We start from the raw sequence: 19,644 nt of genomic DNA on the forward strand, positions 1-19,644 counted from the left end.
CGAGTCGTCCTATAGTAAGATTGCGAATTCCATAGTCTTTACGCGTACGCCTTGTAAGACAAAGAAAGGCGACACGAAGGCATTCCATGCCGTTATCTATCCGAACCCTCGCTCAAAACCGGATATCGCCCGCTCTCACCTTGACGACCGACCCGCCGCGCCGATCATCGCCCGCCCGGAAATAGGCCAGGAAAACACATTGGCAATGGGTCGATCTATGCGCGCCCGCTCCGCAATATCAGGACGAAGGCGACGCCTCCGGCAAGCCCGGTGACCACGCCGATCGGCATGTCCTCCGGAGCCATCACAAGGCGCGCGATAATATCAGCCCAGATCAACGTCAGTGCGCCGACAGCAGCGCTCAGGGGCACCACGCGCACATTGTCGCCGCCCACGATCAGCCGCACGAAATGCGGCACCATCAACCCGACGAAACCGATTGCGCCTGAAAAAGCGACCATCACGCCGGTCAGCAGCGCCGTGATGACGAAGAGCAGCAAGCGAAATCGTGCAACGGCAATGCCAAGCGTGACGGCCGTTTCATCGCCCATCGCAAGTGCGTTGAGCTCCCTCGTCTTCGGAAGAAGTAAGACAAGGCAGAACAGCAGGATGCCAGCGGGATAGATAAGATGTTGCCATTGCGCCAGTCCTAACCCGCCCAGCATCCAGAAGACAACGGTGTTGGCGGCTCTCGGATCGCCCAGAAAGATCAGGAGGTTGCCAAGCGCCGTGAACACGAAGGCTACCGCCACGCCCGACAGGACGAGCCGATCGGCCGAATGCGAGCGCGTCAGCCGCGTCGTCAGCCCGACGGCCGCGGTTGCGAGCAAGGCGCCGGCAAAGGCGAACAACGGCACCGTCAACAGGCCGAGGATCAGCCCGGTATGCAACAGCGCCAGAACGGCGCCGAATGCCGCCCCGGAGGAGACGCCGAGTAGATGCGGGTCCGCCAATGGATTTCGCGTCAGCGCCTGCAGGACGGCGCCGGTGATGGCAAGCCCGGCCCCAACGAGCGCCGCCAGAACAACGCGCGGGAAACGGACGTCCCAGACGATGCTTTCCTGCCCGCCGGACCAGGTGACCGGAAAGGCACCAACATGCAGTCTGTTGCCGACGATCGACCAGACGGTGGAGAACGGAATGGATGCCGAGCCGAGCGACACACCGGCGGTGATCGACAGAATGAAGCCTATGGCAAGCAAGGGGATGAGAATTGAGAGATTGAGGCGCATGCTTGAAACTTGAGGAAGGGATCCGTCCCATGATCGACTGGACGGATCGGCATTGCAGACGATTACATGGCGCTCGGATGAAAGGCCTTGGCCAGCGTGGCGATGGCCTCGATGTTGCGCGGTCCCGGCGTCGCCTCCACATAGGGCAGGACGACGAAGCGGTCATTCTTCACGGCATCGATATTCCTGAAAGCCGGATTGCCCTTGAGAAAGGCGATCTTCTGGGCGGCGGTGACCTGGCCGTAATCGACGATGACGATCACTTCCGGGTTCTTCTCGATGACCGGCTCCCAGGACACTTCAGTCCAGCTCTTCTCGACGTCATCAATCACATTGACGCCGCCGGCAGCCTCGATCAAGGCGGTCGGAATGCCATAGCGCCCCGATGTGAACGGCTTTTCCTCACCGGAGTCATAGACGAAAACGCTGGTCGGCTTGTCGACATGACCGATCCTCGCCTGGATCTCGCCAAGCTGCTTGCGATAGCCGGCGACGAGCGCTTCCGCCCTGTTCTCGACGCGGAAGATCCTGCCGAGATTGAGGAGATCCACGAACATGTCGTCCATGGCCGGCTTGTTCTTCTGCATGACGAAGATGCAGGATTCGGTCAGCTCATAGACCTTGATGCCGAAGGGGGCGAGCGTTTCCGGAGTTACCTCGCCGCCGACCTTCATGCCGTAGTTCCAGCCGGCAAAGAAGAAATCCGCATTGGCGCCGAGCAGCACCTCCTTGCTCGGATATTTCGGCGACAGCTCCGGCAGTTCCTTCACGCCGTCACGCAGCTTCTCATCCAGCGTCTTCCATCCGGAAATGCCGGTATAGCCGACCATGCGGTCCTGCAGCTTCAGCGCCAACATCATCTCGGTCAGGTTGACGTCGTTGGAAACGGCCCGCTCCGGCGCTTTGTCGAAGGTCACATCGCGATTGCAGCTGCGCACGGTGACAGGCTCGGCGAGTGTCGTGCCCGCGAACAGGCTTCCGATAAGCAAGGCCGCGGCAGACAGAGATATGCGAGAAAACATGAATAACTCCAATGATCGTATTATCGAAGGGAAAAGGAAAAGCGCTGCGGGCCGCCGTCGGTGCGATGCAGCCGTGTACCAACCCTGAAAGCGCTCGAGACATGCTCCACAGTCAGGACTTCGGCAGGTTCGCCATGGCCCATGAGCCGCCCGCAATCCATGACGGCGATCTGCGTCGCAAAATCAGCAGCGAGATTGATATCGTGCAGCGTCGTGATGATCGTCAGGCCGAGTCTCTTGAGTAGCTCAAGAATCTCGAGCTGGTGGCGGATGTCGAGGTGATTGGTCGGCTCGTCGAGAATGATGAGTTCCGGCTCCTGTGCCAAGGCGCGGGCGATCAGCGTCCGTTGCTTCTCGCCACCCGACAGCGACGCGAATTGCCGTGGTGCCAAAGACTCCAGTTCCAGACGGACGAGCGCCTTGGTCGTGACGTCATGGTCGCGATCGCTCCAGCGTGCCATGCCTTTGCGGTGCGGGATGCGGCCCATCAACACCACGTCCCGCACGCTGAAGGGAAAATCACCTGGCGTCTCCTGCGGCACGACGGCGATGCGCTGCGCCGCCTCTCGCGGACCTATGGACCAAAGATCGATGCCGTCGAGACGCACCGAACCTCGCTGCGGCTTGAGGCCGCGATAGAGGCAGCGCAGCAAGGTCGACTTGCCGGCTCCATTCGGACCGATGATCGCAAGCCGGGCGCCGGTCTCGACTGATAGCGTGATGCCACTGATGATCGGCATTCCCTTCTGGGGACCCCAGCTGATGCCGTCTGCTTCCAGTCGTGCGCTTCGTTCGGACATGACCCGGCTCCTATTGCAATACGACCAGCTGGCGTTCGGCTGATACGATGGCGGCGGGAATGCGCGCGAGGGTCTTGCCTGCCAGCGCTTTCGGGCGTTCGCTTTCGCGGGTCAGCCCATCGAGGCGATCCCGATAAAGCTTCGCGAAGGAGACGAGCGCACCGATATCGCTCGCATCCTCGATGTCACCGAAGAGGTACGTCGACTTTGCCGTGGCCTGGAAAGCGACCGTGCACGGCCGTTCGCAGCCCGCCATGCAGACGCTGCCCTCCAGGCTGAAATCATCCGCGAGTGCGGCATCAGCCCGGGAGATCGCCATCTGCAGATGTTTCAGGAGTTCGAGGCCCGGCCGGCACGGTTTGCCGACATGACGGCAGTTGGTGCACACGGTGATCCGGTGCGTCGCCTCTTTTGTATTATCCATGAGATGCCTCCCGGAGATTTCGCCGGAGGCACAGTCAAGATGGGGTCAGCGGACGCAGCGGCGCCCTCGCCCAACCACTGATTTTCCATCGGAACACCCCGTCCGTTGCGGTTGATATCGTCGATGGCAGGTCTCCTGGCTCGCGGGTCACAACTCGTTCGCGCCTTCCCGGCTTGACGCCAGTGGCATATTGCGAACGCGCTCTCCGCTTACAGTTGCGGGGGCAGCCACGGTCTTGGCCCCTGATGGGTAATCCGCACCGTGTTCCCTTTTCAGCCGCCATCCGGATCGATCCGAAAGCAGCACCATCGGCGGTATTCATGTCATAGAAAGCGGATGCGGGCAACGACGATGTCATATGCGCTTTCATTTGTCCTCGAGCTTCGGCCTGAATAGGTAATTGTTACGTTATTACATAACAAATGACAAGCCTATTTCCGCTCGAGGCCGCGACTGCGATATGCATGTGCGGAAGCACTCAATCGCGATCCAGAATGAAAGAGACCGCAGGGTTGTCAGACCGCCTTGCACTGAGGATGAAAACGCTCCGCGACGCTCTCTGCCGCCGCATAGGCCTGCGTCACGATTTCAGGCACCAGATCGATGTCGGGGAGACTTCCAAGTCCCAGGGGACCAATCGCAAAGAGCCCGTCTGTCGTACGCCCGTTGACCTCAAGCAAGCCTGTCGCGTCCACGGCGAGACCGAGACCAAGCTCGTCCGGCACCGCGAGGCCGGCATCGATGAGGCTACGCAGCAAGGGTGCATTCAGATCCGGCGCCTGACACCGACAATCGATTACCTCGTCGGCATAGAGCTGCTCGGTCTCCTGCCGGCCAGCCGGCTTCAAAACCAGCCCGGTCGGCGTGCGGCGGATAAAATGACCGCGCCGCAGCAGCGTATTGCGCTCGGCAAGCTCCTGATTGAGGCGTACATGCAGCGCCTCGGGAAGCCGATTGCGATGGCTGTCATAAAGCGCCCGCAAATGGCGGTTGAACTGCTGCTTCTGCCCTGCCGGCAGAGATCGCCAAAGCGAGCGCGCATGCTTGCGCAAGCCGTTCATGACGGATTGCCAGCTCTGGCCGTTCGCCTCCGCCTCGACGCAAGCCTTGCGGACGAAGCGGACGATCTCGCTGAGCTTGCCGGGCATCTCGTCGGCAGGGAAAACCGGATCGGCATTGTTGCGCGTGTGGCTCTGCGGCAGAAAGCCTCGCCGCGAGACGATGGTGATCTGTCCCGTATAGCCGTTCTCACGCATCTGCAGCAGCCGATCGACGACGCGCAGGCCGCTTCCGAGCAGGACCGTATGCGGTCGCGACACGAGACGGCGCGCCCGCACCGTCGTCGGCACGGTCACGAGATCGCTGGCCTGGAATTCGTGATCGCTGATGCCATAGCCTGTCGCCAGCACCACCATGTCGAAAGGCGCGTTGGCGGCGCCATCGCTTTCCACTGCGAAACGGCCGCCCTGAACACGCCGAAGCCCGAAGACCGTCTCACTGCTGACCTGCACCGCCACATCCCGCCGTGACGAGAAGGCTTCCGAAAAGCGCTGATAGACGTAGTCGCTGAAAATGCTCTTCGGTACGAAGATCTGCAAAAAACCGGGTATGGCGGCGGGGACGGCGCTGCGGAAAGGCGCATTACCGCAAAGCCATTGATTGAAGTCGTCGGGATCTCCCGCGGAAACGGAAAGATCGCGAACACGGCTGTTGAGAATTTCACTGCTATGTCCGGAGGCGAGCGCCTGTCCGCCGCTGACGGTGGAATTAGGATCGAAAAGCTGCAGATGGAAGGGAAAGCGAACCGTCTTCATCAGGGCGATCGCCATCATCATGCCGGAAAAACCGCGCCCGATCACGGCAATGCGAGGCATCGCATAAGGCCGCGCTGTCGCGTTCGTCCTGGCGGAAAAGAATCCCTGAACCGTCATATCAACTCCTGGGGCGAGAGGTGGTCGATCATGCCTTTCTTGGGCTTGCTGACTTCACAGGTCCGGAAACACAGAGCCGATATCCGGGCCTCGGCAACCTTGGGACTGCGGCCGACAGAACGCACAAAAGCCGCTTCCGTTCTCAATACGCGTCGCGCTTCTTCAATCAGGACGCTTCCAAAATGAAAGATGCGACAGGCAGGTCCAACTCTGATCCAACACCAGATGCCTGCAATCAGCCGCCATATGATTACTTCGTCAAAAGCCATCAGGCAGCAGGATTATTGCCATTGTCTACTTATTTAGTCGTATATGAAAGCGCGAAAACGCTCCGCTAGCAAGTGCTTTCTTGTCCGAGCGGAATAGGGTCGACGAAGCTGCGGTACAGAAAACGGCGGGCGACCGGACACCCCCTTCGTATCCGGCACCTGCGTCGATCGGCAAAAAGGGAAAGCAATTCCAAGCCCTAGGATCAGCTTATGAAGCAGCTTTCGCTATTCGTTGGTCCCAGAGAAGAGGATTCGCAACCCGCCATCCTCAACGCATTATACCGGGCCGCTCGCTTACAATTTCGCGGTCGGCGCCTATCGTGCCCGAGGGCGCAACATGAATGCGCCAGGAAAATCCGTTGTACACTCCATCTATCGAAATTAAGATCGCAGGGATTTGCTGCGCCTGAGAAACCGACTTGGCGCTGGCCGAGGAGTGGTGAATGGGGACTGTTTCGCAGTTGCACGAACGTGTCAGGCCGCCCGCCCATCGCGTCCAGAGCGAAGAGGAAGCGCTCGACATCGCACGTTCGCTCGCCGCCGGTTTCGCTCAGCATGCAAGCGATCGCGATATCAATCGCATCCTGCCCTATGACGAGGTCGAAGCCCTGTCGCAGTCAGGCCTGCTGGGGATTTCCGTTCCTTCGGAACATGGCGGTATCGACATTTCGAACTGCGTTCTCGCCGAGGTCGTTGCGACCCTTGCCGAGGCAGATCCTTCCATAGCACAGATATTGCAAACGCATTTTCATGTGCTGGAAGCGGTGAGAATTGGGGGCGGCGAGGACCAACGGGCATCCCTTTTCGACCGCGCCGTTATCGGCGATCGTTTCGGCGGCATCTTTTCCCAATCCGGTGCAAGCGGCACCGACCAGCATCCCTGGCATCTGACAGCGGACGGGCTCGGCTTCCGCCTCAGCGGACGGAGCCAGCCTTCCGCCAGCATTCTTTTTTCGGACTGGATTGCGCTATTCACGACCGACAAACGCAAGGGGCTGATCGCCGCTGTCGTTTCCAAAGACATGGAGGGCATCCAGATCATCGACGACTGGGATGGCTTTGGTCAGCGCACCTCCGGAAACGGCACGATCATATTGCATAATGTCTATCTCAATGCCGACGCCCTTCTTCTGCACCGAGAAAAGCTGGCTGAGCCCACAGTGATCGATAGTGTGAACCAGCTCACCGGCGCCGGCATCAATCTCGGCATTGCCCGCTCCACGCTGGCGGCGACAATGGAATTCGTGCGGACCCGCTCTCACTCAACGGAAGGCAACGGGGATGAGCGAGTCGTCAACGATCCGCTGATCGTGACAAGGATCGGCGAGATTGCCATCCGCATTGAGGCGGCGACGGCGATGCTGGAGCGCGCCGGCGGCAAGATCGATGCCGCACAGATCAATCTGACAGAAGATCATGTTATCGACGCCGCACTCTCCGTTGCGGCGGCCCAGACGATTACTGCCGATATCGCGATGGAAGCAGCCGACGCGCTGTTCGAGCTTGCGGGCACGGAGTCTGCGCGCATCGGACTCAACCTTGACCGCCACTGGCGCAATGCCCGCATTCACACCCTGCATGAACCGGCCCGCCGGAAATACCACATCGTCGGCAATTACCATCTCAACGGCGTAAAGCCATCGAAGACCTCATTGCCTTGATGGGCGCAGGAGAATCGACAACGTCAGCCGATATGGGAGGCCCGGTGGTTTTCCCGTTCCGGGATATCGGCGTCAGCGCCACCGGCAACGAATTCCTCCAGCGACATGTTGTCGAGAATCTCGGCAATCGCGTCACGCACCTCGGTCATCGAACGCCGGACCTGACAGCGTTCCGGATCGGAACAGTCGTCGCAGGCTTCGTAAGCCGTACGGCTGGCGCAACGTATAGGCGCCAACGGACCGTCCAGGGTACGAATGACATGGCCGATGCGGATTTCCGATGCGGGGCGCGACAGCGAATAACCGCCGCCCGGGCCTTTCTTCGAACGTAACACGCCGGCGTTTCGCAATTCGAGGAGGATGGTATCGAGAAACTTCTTCGGAATATTGTTGCGTAACGCGATATCGTTGATGAACGCGGTTTCACCCGGACCAAGGCGTGCGAGATCCACCAGCGCCTTCAGTCCGTATTTTCCTTTTTTCGTAAGCATCGCCGTCCGCTTTACTGCAAAGTCGATTGTTGAAAACCCGGCGTGGCTCAAAAGAGACTCAACGGGCCGGTCCTGTCAGCACAGGTTGCGGAAGTAACCCCGCAGCCCCTTACGAACAAGACAGTAACTCACAAATTGTATAGTTTATATGAGTAAATTTAGGCAATTGTATCGCCTAAGCAACGAATTTGCGGCTTTTCTTGGATTTAGCGGCACTACTGTCCAAATATGCCTTCTCTTGCCCACGCCTGAAGTCGGCAACCGCGCCCGCGACCTGGTCGGCCACCAGAACGGCATGCTCGACCACCTCGGGCAATCCCATCAATTCGCCGAAGGTTCCGCGCGCAAGCGGTCCGGAGATAAACAAGGATGGAACCACCGTTCCATCGCCGGCAAGCGCCCGTGATCGCATATCGCAGGAAAACCCCAGCCGTGCGGGATCCATTGTGAGATATCCGGCCTTCGATAGCTCGTCGATCCAGCCCTGCGATTGCAGTATCCCGCGGTGCCCTGGTCCGGTGGTGACCACGACTGCATCGAATTGCCTTTCAACGGATCGCTCCGAACGGCTGAGTCGTAGGGTGCAGTCGACCACGCCGTCTGCAACGCCGACCGTCGCGATCGAAGCCGCCAGTATTTCCAGCCGGCCGCTTGCAAGCGCCCCTTCGCTGACAGCCTCCACCTGCGGCGCGACGCGAAACCGATGCACATCCCAGAATGGCCTCAAATGCCGGACGAGACGTCGCCGTTCCGCGACCGGCAGGGCGTGCCAGACATGCCGGCCTTGCGCCCTCACCTGATCGATGACAGCATGCCAGCTGCGGCCTTCGCCCTGCGCCTTGCGGATGGCGGCACGTACGCTGCGCAGCAGCTCGACTGCCGTCTTCGACGGCCGAGTGGCGAAATCGCCGAATGGCTCCTGCCTGACTGCCGCATGGCCGCGCGAGCGCAGGCCGCGTCGGGATATGGCAGTAATCGGCCCCTTATGGCCTCTGAGCCCGAGCGAGGCAATGACGTCGGCCGAGGTCAAACCATTACCGACGATCAGAACGCGATCCTCGGCGCGAATGGCCGCAAGCGCATCCGGTCGTGTCGGATCGGGAATGAAGCGCGGGTGATCGGCAAGCGCATCCTGCAGCACTTGCGGCGGCAAGGGCGACGGATGACTGGTGGCGATGACGAGAATGTCAGCATCCACGCGCCGTCCATCAGTACCGGTGACCGTCCAGCGGTTGCCCGTCCTGTGAATACGCTCGACACTTTGCCTGACATGGAGGATCCGCCCATTCTCGACGAAAGGACGGATCATGCTATTGATATAGTTTCCAAAAACGGAGCGTCGCGGAAAAAAAGCGCCATTCACGGCGGCCGCCGCATCATCATTGGCAAGCGCGTCATTCTCCAGCAGCCAGCGCTGAAAATGCTCGATGTCGTCGGGCAGCAGGCTCATTTTCGCTGCCGGCACATTGATGCGGTGGGCAGGATCTTGCGTGTCGTAGGCAAGCCCTGCCCCCAAACGCTCCCTTGGCTCGAATATAAAAAGCCGACAGCCCCGACCCGACTGATTCTGTAGCAAATGGAAGGCAACCGCCGTCCCGGAGACGCCGCCGCCAACTATGACGATAACAGGCAGTTCAGACGCCTGGTGGTCCGAGCCGATGGTCAATAGCCAACTTCCTCCAGATCGATCGCCACGCGAATTCTACATCCGCCGCCAACGGCAATTATCAGTGAGGTAGTGATATACTCTATAAAATTTGTTGACAATACGATTCAAGCTCGCGCCTGCCCTCTTTGCAACCAACGGCAGTCAATACAGTGCTGATATGCCTTTGCAAACAAACGGTTATTTGTGCCACGCACAACATTGTTTTTGCATCGCAAGATGTAAAGAACTTGGCATACACGCGTTCGAGGAACATACTAGCGGTTGTTCTGGTTCGTGTTCTCTGTGGGAGGAGAAACATCATGGAACTACTGCGTCTGCTCACCGCATTCGACTATACGTTGATGCTCATTCTGGCTGCGATCTTTGTGTTCAGCGTTATGGAAGGCGTGCATAAGAAGCACTGACCGCATACGGTCGAAAGCGATGGCCGTTGCCGTCAGGCGGACATGTCTGACGTGGCTTGAAGCACGCAGCTGAACCAGCTGGCAAAGCCATCAGACCGACGTGGACGGCTCATGTGGGCCGCCGCCTATAGCAACGACAGGATCTGCCGATGCAGACAGGTCGCCGCGTGGCGAGCCTCTCCCCGTCGAAACTTCCAATCATCCTGTATTTCCCCCAAATAGGCACTGCGAGCGAGCTGCATGGTCGTTCGGGCTACGTGTTCGGACAAGCGCGGCATGACCCATTCGGCGGCGATGTCCTTGCTGACGAATTCCCCAGTCGCCGCCGTTCTCCACATACGGGCCAGCGTCAGCAGAACATTCCGCTCGTCTCCATATAGATTGGCAAGCAAGGCCGGCAGCGCCTCCCGTATAGCGCGCCCTATATCTCCCGGCGGAATTTCAACAAGAACATCATCAAGGGCCGGGCCAAATAGCGTTAGGGTCTGCTGCCGCGCCTGAGCCAGGACGAGCGTGATGTCCGGATCACAAAGAGGTTCAGGGATTCCGCCGGCCTCGAAGTCGTCACGCAACCATTCACCATAGACAAACTCACTACATGCAGGAAAACGTGGTGCAGAAAGATGACCCTTCAGAAACACCATGAGCTCGATGCAGCGTGAAGCACCGGGCCGGACTGGTTGACGACCCGAAGCCGTCAGCAGACGAGCAAGCAGGCGTTTGCGCATGAAATCGGTCATCGGGAAATCGATGACTGCCAAAACGTCCACATCGCTTTGCGGACGCAGTCCGCCCGCGACCGCCGATCCGTGCAGATAGACGGCTTGAAGGTGATCGCCGAAAACTTCCTTGGCAATTGCCAAAGCCGCTCGGGCTTCTGCCGGAATTTCCGATGTTGCAGTCAGCATGCAATCTCCGATCGCGATCATCCGGATATAGCGATCGAGGAGCCGCTTTTGCAGCCCCAACTCAAGCTCTTCATCTTCGTAATCGTCAAACCAAAGTGCATGGATCTAACAAGACATCCCAAAAGAGCCGGATCAAAGCCCGTTTGCTTTGAGAATGAAATTTCTTGATTATACTTGCAAAAATCAAGGTAAATATGCAGCGTTGGATTGTATAATCCGACACGTCTATTCATCGATCTAAGAAAAATATTCCGCAAGCTTCGCGCAAACAATTCCTGGGATATTTCTCGGGTCGATAAGACATGAAGCAAAGAGGATATACTCATGATTTACGACTGGGAGGGCGTAAAGACACGCCGCATGAGAAGGTTAAAATACGGGCTGTCCCTATTTCTCTTCACGATGTCGCTAACCGCGCCAGCGGCATTTCTGTTGCATCTGCGCTGAACCGGGCCTTCTCTTCCGGCAGCGGATCATCAATTCCATTCCCGATTAACAGATTCCAACATCCAGACATCGATCCATGGCGGACGGGAACCAAAGCAAGCCTCCGTTCGTTCCTAAGGGCATTTCCCCCTCTCAAGGAGAACACCATGGCCGACGTCTCGCTGGACAAGGATATCAACACTCAGATCAACGAGCTCCGCAGCCAGATCGATAAGCTCTCCACCGAATTGGCAAGGCGCATCGACAGTGCCTCGGATCGCGCCGACGAGGCTCTTTCTTCGACAAGGGGAAAAGTTGCAAGCATCGCGGACCATGCCCGCTCCGAAGGCAGGAACGTGGTGCAGGCCGCAAGGGAAAATCCGACAGCCACGAGCTCGGTCCTGATCGTGACAGCGTTACTCGGTCTATTTACCGGCCTTCTGCTGGGCAGGCTCTCCGATTGATCGACGGCCTCAACAGCCGAAAACCCTAACGCGTTGCAAATTGCCTAACGATTTCAAGGAGTTTTTGGTGGGTGATGTAGGGCTCGAACCTACGACCCGCTGATTAAGAGTCAGCTGCTCTACCAACTGAGCTAATCACCCGTACCGCTTGCTGGCGGCGTGACCGGGCATATAAATAGGATCGGTTTGATTGTCCAGCGGCCAGACGAATTTTCTTTGTTTTTTTGTCAAAAAAATTTCAGAGGCCGACGAAAACTCAATGAAATCAAAGCTCAAGAATTCCTGATGCAACACGCACCGCCTGGCCGCCGATACGTGCATTGGCGATCAGGCCGCCATCGATGTCGAGGTGAAGATGAATCAGCGACGGCCGCCCCATCTCGATACCTTGCTCTATGATGACCGGATGATGTCCATCCGGCAGGGCGTCGAACTGATTGATCGCACCGGATAGCGCCGCCACCGCAGCACCCGTCGCCGGGTCCTCGACGATACCCATTCCCACGGGAAACATGCGCGCATGGAATTTGGCAACGTGATTGACGCCGCCGCGGCAATAGATGAAAGCCGAGGCAAGCGCGCCGTCGACGAACGGCACAGTCTTTTCCCAGAGCTGCTGGTCGAATTCCAGCCTTTCCGCCGCCCCGACATCGTGAACCGGCACCAGAAGAAACGGTACCCCGGCACTCCAGATCGAGGGCACATGATTCTCGAAGCCGATTTCGGTGATCTTCAGGCTGAGTGCATTGGCGATATCGGCCCTGTCGAGCGGCAGCAGGATCTCCTGCGACTTTTTCGGCAGGTCGAATTCCGCAAAGCTCGCCTTATTCTGTCGCAGCTTGATGGCGCAGCGCACCGGCCCGACGCGCTCGTCGAGAACGGAAACTAGATCGAGATCTCCGCCATGATTGGCATGGGCCTTCTCCGCCAAGGCGATCGCCGTGCCGACGGTCGGATGTCCGGCAAAAGGCAGTTCGCGACCAGGCGTGAATATCCGCAGGCTTGCCGTATGCGCGGGATTTTGCGGCGGTAGCACGAATACCGTCTCGGAAAGGTTCATCTCCCTGGCGATCGCCTGCATCGCCTCGTCGCTCAACCCTTCGGCATCGAAGATGATCGCGAGTGGATTGCCCGATAGTTTGCTGTCGGTGAACACATCATAGACACTGTAGCTGCGCGCCAATCCGGCCTCCATCCAAGCTTCCAGACCTTAATATTCATAACTGCAACCGACTCCAGCGCAAGCCCAAGCTATTTGTCGCGGCCGAAGAACCAGGCGAGAACCGGAAGCATCGCAATATTGTAGGGATGCGCCGTTGGGTCGGCCGATCGAATAGCGACCACGCCATCGACCTCGTCCTCTTCGGAAACGAGCATATGCGCCTCGATCCGCCGAAGCATGTCCTCGGCCGTCCATGGAAAACGGAAGACCCGAAGAAGCGTGATCGAACGCCTTATATGCATTGCGTGATATCCGGATACCGGCGCGGCATCTTCTAGATCGAGACCAGTCTCCTCCAACACCTCGCGCCGCATATTGCCTTCGACATCGGCGCGCCCGTCGACGATATCGTTCTCATCCATCGATCCGGAGGCGCAATAGACCTGACCGGGATTTGCGGTATGGGCGGCCATGCGTATCGCGATGATCGCTCCGTCCGACGATACGATGACAGGAAAGGCAAAAAGATGAAATGCTCCCGGCTGCCGCTGCTTTCGCCAAAAGAGAAATGTCGAGAAGGGTGTTACATAGGCCTCCCCCTTCACTGCACCGCCTGTAAGCGACAGCCTGTGCTGAAAGATCATGCGACCGTCATAGAGTGATGGATTGGCGGCAATTTCCCTTACCCAATTTTCACGCGCTGCCTCCTGCGCGCGCATGTGAAACGGATGTTCGCCAGGAAACACCGTAAGGTCGATGCTGGAGATTGGGAACACGGTGCTTTCCGGCGGCCAGCCGGCCATGTCGTTCTGTTCTGAGAGTGTCATATCAAATCCAATGTCATGACGACGGGGCAATGGTCGGAGGCCTTCGGCCTGTCCCAGCCGACGCGCGGATAGCGCTCCACCTCTTGCCCCGGTGGGAAAATAGTGCGGAAAGGCTGGCCCGAACGGATGATATCGGGCATGCGCGTCGCATTGGCCCGCGCCAGAGCCGGAGAGAGCCAGATATAATCGAGCTGGCAAAGGCGCTGCTCCTGTGGTCCGCGGGCGTGGTAAAGCGTCCAGCGGTCAAGTTCGTCGCGCCGTCGCACGACGTTTTCGGCGAAACCATCATGGCTGAAGACATCGAGTGCGCTGCCCTTCTCCTCGCCGCGCGGTTCGAAGCGATAGCCGGTGCGCCGCGTGCCGATGACATCAACCCATTCCTCATAGTCGTTCATATCGCCGCAGATGGCGAAATTCTTCGTCGCAGTGTGGCCAGCCCCGAAACGATCTTCGATGATGCGGCGAACCGCCATGGTCTCCGCCCGGCGGATCGGCATGGTCGCGTGACGTCCATCCAAGCCTTCACGCGCCGGTCCCATCGATTTCAGATGGATGACGTAGAGCGAGAACGGTACGCCACCGATATGGAGATGCAGCTCCAGGCAATCGCGCTTGAAGATCTTGTCTTCCGAATGAAGGCCGAGCTCCGCAAGCTCGTCGTTGAAAAGGCCGAAATTGCCATAGGTCACCATGGCGTGACTCTTGATATCGTTGAGGATTATCGGCTGGCCGTCGCGCGTCTCCTCGCGCATCATGACGGCAACATCGATGCCGCGACTGTCATTGCCTTCGATGAGGAATTTCTGACGATAGCCGTTGCCGACCATGCGGTAGAGATAACCATATTCGAAAGCCTGCAGCGCCGCCATGTTGTCGACCTCCTGCAGGCAGATGATGTCGGCATCGGCATCCGCGATCGCAAGCGCCGTCATCTGCCTTGTGTCATCGGTAGCGGCAACCACCCGGGCTGCCTCCAGCTGCTGATAGACCTCTTCATTGCGAACATCGAAAAGCTGCAACACGCGATCCTGGCGCAACTGGTTGCGAAAACCAGTGTAATCAAAACGGGTCAGAAGGTTTTCGACATTGAAGGTCGCAAGGCGCAGGGACATGAAGCATTCCGATTTAAGAAAAATATAAGCCGGCTTACTAAACCGGCATCATCCGGCTTTGGCTGTTACAGTCGATTTGAACTTGCCCATCAGATACGGTCCGGACAGAACAGGCACATATTTCGGCTCCTCGCCTTCCTTGAGGCATGACGGCAGGCAGGCGATCTCGGCAAACCAGTTTGGCTGATGGAAGAAGGCAAGGGATTGCCGCCGCTGCATGCCGCCCTCCTCCGGGGGCGGATTGACGACGCGATGCACGGTCGAGACCCAGCGATCGTTGGTCCAGAGCGCCATCAGGTCGCCGATATTGATGACAAAAGCCCCCTCCACCGGCGGCACGGGCGTCCAGTTGCCATCAGGAGCGATGATCTCGAGTCCTTTCGAGCCGGGTTGCGGCAGGAGGATCGTCAGGCTGCCGTAATCGGTATGCGCGCCGGCGCGAAGCTGGCCCGGCTGCGGTGGCACATGCTGCTCGGGATAGTTCAACGCCCTCAGCGCACTGATCGGCGCATCGACATGAGGATCGAAGAAGTGCTCATCGAGGCCGAGTGCCGTCGCGAACACGCGCATGATGCGCGCCGCCAGATCCTCCATCGCCCGATAATAAACCTTCCAAGCCTCCACGAACCCTTCTGGCGCCTCCGGCCAGATGGTGGCGGCATAGCAGAAGCCGAGCGCTTCCGGGTCGCTCATGCCTGCGGGAATGGAAAGCGGGCCGCCATTAAAGCTCTCCTTCAGATCCGGCGGTGTGTCGACATTACGCGATTTTGCCAGCGCTTCGGTGCCCGGCCCGAGATAGCCGTAGGGGTAACCGGGATAGAGCGTTTTCGCCTTCTGCTTCACCTCGGGTGGCAGATCGAAGAATGCCTGCGTTTTCTTCCAGACTTCTGCAATGACGGAATCCGCAACGCCGTGGTTGGCAATTGCCAGAAAGCCGGTCGAGCGGCATATCCGATCCACCTCCGCGCCGAGCCGCTTTTTCTCGTCGTGACCGGCTGCTTCGAAAGCGCCGAGGTCGAAAATCGGAAAGCTATGATCGGACATGCGCGACTCCCCTTCGTGACGTGGAGCAAATCAAGCATAGGAGGCGACAGGGAACAACCATCTTGTCCCTTGCCCGATCAAAGCCGCCAAGCCGAGCGGATGGCGACCCGATAGCCGTCGCCAGCGGTGACGGCATCGCGGCTATAGGCACGCAGCACCTGCCCATCCGGCATAGACAATCTTAGCGCATAGCGCTCGCCCTCATAGAGAACGGAATCGACGCGGCATGAAATGCCCTCCCCGTCGGCAACCACGTCTTCAGGCCGCACGAGAATATCCGCACTGGCCGAGCCGCTTGTCTGATTCTCCCACAGGCCTCGGAAGGACGGCCAGTCGATGCGGCGCGGACCGCCATCGGAAAACGCTAGCGACAGAATGGCGCCCTGCCCGACCAAGCCGCCGACCATCTTGCCTTCAGGGCGTGCATAGATCTCCGCCGGCGGCGCCACCTGCAACAACCGCCCTTCGGACATGACGGCGACATCGGTCGCAAGCGCCATCGCTTCGCTCTGGTCGTGCGTGACATAAACCATGGTGGCACCCGAGCGCTGGTGAAACTCGCGAAACGTCTCCTCCATCTCCTTCTTCAAGTGACGGTCGAGATTGGCGAGCGGTTCATCAAGCAGCACGACATCGGGCGATGTCACCAGGCAGCGAGCAAGTGCCACGCGCTGGCGCTGGCCGCCGGAGAGATCGGCGGGCCGGCGTTCGGCATAGTCGCCGAGACGCACCGTCGCCAAGGCGTTACGCACCTTCTCGCGGTAGCGCTCGCCGGAAATGCCGCGCACCTTCAGCGGATAGCCGACATTGTCTGATACGTTCATATGCGGCCAGAGCGCGTAGGATTGGAACACCATCGCCATGTTGCGCCGCTCAGGCGGCAACATGCTCGCCGCATCCGCCAGCAACCGCTCCCCGAGATGAATGGAGCCATCCGTCGGCTGCTCGAAACCGGCGATCATTCTAAGCACGGTGGTCTTGCCGCAGCCCGAGGGGCCGAGAAGCGCCAGGAAGCCACCCTCGCGGACATCGAGCGACAAGGCGTTGACAGCAGCACGCCCGCCCGTGCCGAAATCCTTGCTGACGTGATTGAGGATCAGCTTCGCCAAGGCACCACTCCCTTCGGCAGGCGCTTGGCCATGATTTCCAGAAGCACCATCATGATGACGACCATGGCGATGACGATGACTGACATGGCCGAGGCAAGATCGGCACTGCCGCCATCGTCGAGATTGTAAATGACGACGCCGAGGGTCTGGGTGCCGGCGGACCACAGGAGCGCCGAAACAGTGAGTTCGTTGCAGGCGATAAGGAAGACCAGGATCACCGACGCGCCCGCCGCCGGCGCGATCAGCGGCACGATGATATCGGTCAGGCGGCGAAAGAAGCCGGCGCCGGAAAGCCGTGCTGCCTCCTCCAGCGCCGGATCGAGCTGCAAGAAGGCGCTCATGACCGGCTTCAGACTGACGGCGAAATAGGCGGAGAAATAGGCAAGCAGGATGATCCAGATCGTCCCGTAAAGCGTGACGTTGAGAATCGGCAAGGGTGCTGCGAACACCAGAATGAAGCAGACGGCGATGATGATGCCGGGAAGCGCATAGGGAATCTCGATCATGCCGCCGACGATGCGGCTGAGCGCGTCCTTGCGCCGCGTCAGTGTATAGGCGGTGAGCACTGTTACCAGCAGGAGACCAAAAGCTGTCATGCCCGCGAGGAACAGCGAATTGGAAAAGGCGGTGCGCGTTATGCTCTGCCGAACCAGGATTTCTGTGAAGGCGTTGAGCGATGCGGTCTTGAAGGTCAGCGGCACGCCATAGGCCGGCACCAGCGCACCGGCCACCAGGGCCAGGAAAGGCGCAACAAGCATGACGAAGAGAATGGCACAGAGCGCCGGCAGCGCCAGATAGCGCCAGCGACCGAGCGAAAAGGCGGCTGTGGCGCCGGAAATGCCGATGACGCGATAGTCGCGCCCCTTCAAGGCCCTGCCCTGCACAGCAAGCCCGGCAACCGCAATGACGGCGATCATCGTCGACAGCACGGCAATATCGCCGAAGGTGCGCGGCCCGAAACTGGAAAACTTGGTGAAGATCAGCGTCGACAGAGTGTAGATCGACGCGGGAATGCCGAGGATCGCGGGAATGCCGAAATTGCCGATGGACGAGACGAAGGCGATCGCGGCTCCCGCAATGACACCGGGCAGAGACAATGGCAGAATGATATCGCGGAAGACACGCAGGCCGGACGCGCCCGAAAGCCTCGCGGCCTCGACACCGTCACGCGGCAGCGCCATCAGGCCAGCGCGCAACGCGAGATAAACAAGCGGCGCATGCTGAACGCCATAGAGCAGCGCGATGCCGCCGACGGAATAGAGCGGCTGCGGCGAGCCGAGCGGCGGCGCGATATGCAGCGCTTTCAGCAAGGGACTCGACGGTCCTGACATCTGTACCCAGGCGAGCGCCGTCACCTGCGGCGGGATCATCATCGGCAGCACGAAGAGGAAACCGAGCAATCCCCTCCCTGACAAATCTGTCAATGTCAGCAGGAATGCGAAGAGGCAGCCGAGCAAGACGGAAACGACGGTGCCGAGCACAGCTGTCTCTATCGTGTACCAGGCCGAGCGCCAGAGCGAGGGATCGGTGACGAGTTCATAGGTGCCGCCTTTGAGCAGCGCCTCGATGCCGACGAACGCCAGCCGCGCCAGCGGCAGGACGCTGAGCAACAGCACGACGGCAACAACAAAAGGAAACAGCCAGGCCGGCTGGCTGTTTCCCCGACGCACATGTGAGTACATTCCAGATCCGGGTCGGATTACTTCGACTTGAAGTAGGTGGAGAAGGTCTTCAGGTCCTGATCCGTGTTCTTGAGAGCATCGGCTGCATTCAACGGCAAAACCTTGATGCTGTCACGTGCCGGAAAACCTTGCGGCAGCGGCATGCCATTGCGGGCCGGAATATACCCAAGCTTCAAGAAGCCTTCCTGGCCTTTTTCGGAGAGGACGTAATCGACAAACTTCTTGGCTGCGTCGGCGTGCTGCGTGCCGGCAAGAATGCCGACCGGCTCGGTGACGGCCGAAACGCCTTCCTTCGGGAAGACGAACTCCAGCGGAGCGCCCTTGGCCTTTTCGCGAATCGGCATGTAGTCGACGATCATGCCATAGGCCTTCTCGCCGGAAGCGACGGACTTCAGTACGGCGCCGTTGCCGCCGGACGCGATGGCGCCGTTGTCTGCGAGGTTCTTGTAGTAATTCCAGCCGAGGCTGCCGACGCCGGCAAGCGTCTGGGCGTGAATGAGGGCGGCGCCCGAGGCAAGCGGGCTCGGCATGGCAACCAAGCCTTTTGCTTCGGGCTTCACCAGATCCTGCCAGCTTGCCGGCTTCATCGCGGCGGCCGTGTTATAGACGATGCCGGTCGTGATCAGCTTGGTGGAATAATAATAGCCGTCGGTGTCATAGAGCGAGGCATCGTAGTTCTTGGCTTCCGGCGACTTGTAGGCAAGCAGCTTGCCGGCTTCCTTGAGGCGCTCCAGCGTTACCGTATCAGCGATCAACAGGACATCGGCAACCGGAGCGCCGGCCTGCATTTCAGCCTGCAGCTTGGCGATGATCTGCGGCGTGCCGTCACGTACCCAATCGACCTTGATGCCAGGATTGGCGGCCATGAAGCCATCAACGGTCGCCTGCGCATCGGCATTCGGCTGGCTGGTATAGAGGACGAGATCGGCGGCGTTGGCGCTGCCGGAGAAAAGGGCAATGGCCAACAGGCCGGCAAAGGCGGAAACAAAGGTCTTCATGAAAACGTC

Annotated in this window: 18 protein-coding genes, 1 tRNA gene and 1 riboswitch; of the genes, 3 read left to right on the forward strand and 16 right to left on the reverse strand. The window is 59.3% G+C overall.

The window, feature by feature from the left end; translation table 11 throughout:
* Nucleotides 1-215: 215 nt before the first annotated feature.
* From I8E17_RS09265 to I8E17_RS09285, 5 genes are all read right to left on the reverse strand, one after another.
* Complete coding sequence (locus I8E17_RS09265; protein WP_069613178.1) at nucleotides 216-1,232, reverse strand: iron ABC transporter permease; 1,017 nt, start codon at nucleotides 1,230-1,232, stop codon at nucleotides 216-218.
* A 62-nt stretch (nucleotides 1,233-1,294) separates the two neighbouring features.
* On the reverse strand, nucleotides 1,295-2,254 hold the full coding sequence (locus I8E17_RS09270) for an ABC transporter substrate-binding protein (protein ID WP_069613179.1): 960 nt from the start codon (nucleotides 2,252-2,254) through the stop codon (nucleotides 1,295-1,297).
* 20 nt (nucleotides 2,255-2,274) lie between these two features.
* Nucleotides 2,275-3,054 (reverse strand): ABC transporter ATP-binding protein, encoded by a 780-nt coding sequence (locus tag I8E17_RS09275; protein WP_069613180.1) that lies wholly within the window; start codon nucleotides 3,052-3,054, stop codon nucleotides 2,275-2,277.
* Between the two features lie 10 nt (nucleotides 3,055-3,064).
* Nucleotides 3,065-3,478 carry a DUF1636 domain-containing protein gene (locus tag I8E17_RS09280; protein ID WP_069613181.1) on the reverse strand — a complete coding sequence of 138 codons (414 nt, stop codon included), beginning with the start codon at nucleotides 3,476-3,478 and terminating at the stop codon, nucleotides 3,065-3,067.
* Between the two features lie 107 nt (nucleotides 3,479-3,585).
* Nucleotides 3,586-3,803, reverse strand: a riboswitch (cobalamin riboswitch).
* Between the two features lie 190 nt (nucleotides 3,804-3,993).
* Nucleotides 3,994-5,409: an FAD/NAD(P)-binding protein gene (locus tag I8E17_RS09285; protein ID WP_069613182.1), complete on the reverse strand. Its 1,416-nt coding sequence runs from the start codon at nucleotides 5,407-5,409 to the stop codon at nucleotides 3,994-3,996.
* Nucleotides 5,410-5,429: 20 nt separating this feature from the next.
* Here I8E17_RS09285 and I8E17_RS09290 point away from each other — a divergent pair, with 20 nt between their 5' ends.
* Together I8E17_RS09290 and I8E17_RS09295 are read left to right on the forward strand one after the other, a co-directional pair.
* Entirely contained in the window at nucleotides 5,430-5,747 is a 318-nt protein-coding gene (locus tag I8E17_RS09290; protein ID WP_162750903.1) for a hypothetical protein, read from the forward strand.
* A gap of 374 nt (nucleotides 5,748-6,121) precedes the next feature.
* Nucleotides 6,122-7,339 carry an SfnB family sulfur acquisition oxidoreductase gene (locus I8E17_RS09295; RefSeq protein WP_069613184.1) on the forward strand — a complete coding sequence of 406 codons (1,218 nt, stop codon included), beginning with the start codon at nucleotides 6,122-6,124 and terminating at the stop codon, nucleotides 7,337-7,339.
* Between the two features lie 23 nt (nucleotides 7,340-7,362).
* Here I8E17_RS09295 and I8E17_RS09300 read toward each other — a convergent pair whose 3' ends face one another.
* The 3 genes from I8E17_RS09300 to I8E17_RS09310 all read right to left on the reverse strand — a co-directional run bounded on the left by I8E17_RS09300 (nucleotide 7,363) and on the right by I8E17_RS09310 (nucleotide 10,811).
* On the reverse strand, nucleotides 7,363-7,830 hold the full coding sequence (locus I8E17_RS09300) for an Rrf2 family transcriptional regulator (protein WP_069613185.1): 468 nt from the start codon (nucleotides 7,828-7,830) through the stop codon (nucleotides 7,363-7,365).
* Between the two features lie 175 nt (nucleotides 7,831-8,005).
* Complete coding sequence (locus I8E17_RS09305; protein WP_113366598.1) at nucleotides 8,006-9,496, reverse strand: FAD/NAD(P)-binding protein; 1,491 nt, start codon at nucleotides 9,494-9,496, stop codon at nucleotides 8,006-8,008.
* Nucleotides 9,497-10,028: 532 nt separating this feature from the next.
* Entirely contained in the window at nucleotides 10,029-10,811 is a 783-nt protein-coding gene (locus I8E17_RS09310) for an aminoglycoside adenylyltransferase family protein (RefSeq protein WP_069613216.1), read from the reverse strand.
* A 302-nt stretch (nucleotides 10,812-11,113) separates the two neighbouring features.
* On the opposite strand from I8E17_RS09310, the gene I8E17_RS09315 reads away from it, so the two are divergent.
* On the forward strand, nucleotides 11,114-11,701 hold the full coding sequence (locus I8E17_RS09315; RefSeq protein WP_162750902.1) for a hypothetical protein: 588 nt from the start codon (nucleotides 11,114-11,116) through the stop codon (nucleotides 11,699-11,701).
* 65 nt (nucleotides 11,702-11,766) lie between these two features.
* On the opposite strand, the gene I8E17_RS09320 is transcribed toward I8E17_RS09315, so the two are convergent.
* The 8 genes from I8E17_RS09320 to I8E17_RS09355 form a co-directional block, all read right to left on the reverse strand.
* A tRNA-Lys gene (locus I8E17_RS09320) sits at nucleotides 11,767-11,842 on the reverse strand.
* Between the two features lie 124 nt (nucleotides 11,843-11,966).
* The gene (locus I8E17_RS09325) at nucleotides 11,967-12,884 is read right to left on the reverse strand and encodes a PhzF family phenazine biosynthesis protein (RefSeq protein WP_069613217.1); all 918 of its coding nucleotides are present in this window, start codon (nucleotides 12,882-12,884) and stop codon (nucleotides 11,967-11,969) included.
* Between the two features lie 68 nt (nucleotides 12,885-12,952).
* On the reverse strand, nucleotides 12,953-13,690 hold the full coding sequence (locus tag I8E17_RS09330; protein ID WP_069613188.1) for a DNA mismatch repair protein MutT: 738 nt from the start codon (nucleotides 13,688-13,690) through the stop codon (nucleotides 12,953-12,955).
* The gene (locus I8E17_RS09335) at nucleotides 13,687-14,802 is read right to left on the reverse strand and encodes an endonuclease/exonuclease/phosphatase family protein (protein ID WP_069613189.1); all 1,116 of its coding nucleotides are present in this window, start codon (nucleotides 14,800-14,802) and stop codon (nucleotides 13,687-13,689) included. The genes I8E17_RS09330 and I8E17_RS09335 overlap by 4 nt, the downstream gene beginning before the upstream one ends.
* 48 nt (nucleotides 14,803-14,850) lie before the next feature.
* Nucleotides 14,851-15,846: a 2OG-Fe(II) oxygenase family protein gene (locus I8E17_RS09340; protein ID WP_069613190.1), complete on the reverse strand. Its 996-nt coding sequence runs from the start codon at nucleotides 15,844-15,846 to the stop codon at nucleotides 14,851-14,853.
* Between the two features lie 77 nt (nucleotides 15,847-15,923).
* Nucleotides 15,924-16,955, reverse strand: a complete 1,032-nt coding sequence (locus tag I8E17_RS09345) for an ABC transporter ATP-binding protein (RefSeq protein ID WP_069613191.1) — start codon at nucleotides 16,953-16,955, stop codon at nucleotides 15,924-15,926.
* On the reverse strand, nucleotides 16,943-18,637 hold the full coding sequence (locus tag I8E17_RS09350) for an iron ABC transporter permease (RefSeq protein WP_069613192.1): 1,695 nt from the start codon (nucleotides 18,635-18,637) through the stop codon (nucleotides 16,943-16,945). The genes I8E17_RS09345 and I8E17_RS09350 overlap by 13 nt, the downstream gene beginning before the upstream one ends.
* 17 nt (nucleotides 18,638-18,654) lie before the next feature.
* On the reverse strand, nucleotides 18,655-19,635 hold the full coding sequence (locus I8E17_RS09355) for an ABC transporter substrate-binding protein (protein WP_069613193.1): 981 nt from the start codon (nucleotides 19,633-19,635) through the stop codon (nucleotides 18,655-18,657).
* Between the last annotated feature and the right edge of the window lie 9 nt (nucleotides 19,636-19,644).

This window comes from Rhizobium sp. AB2/73, assembly GCF_020871915.1.
GTDB classification, from domain to species: domain Bacteria; phylum Pseudomonadota; class Alphaproteobacteria; order Rhizobiales; family Rhizobiaceae; genus Rhizobium; species Rhizobium dioscoreae.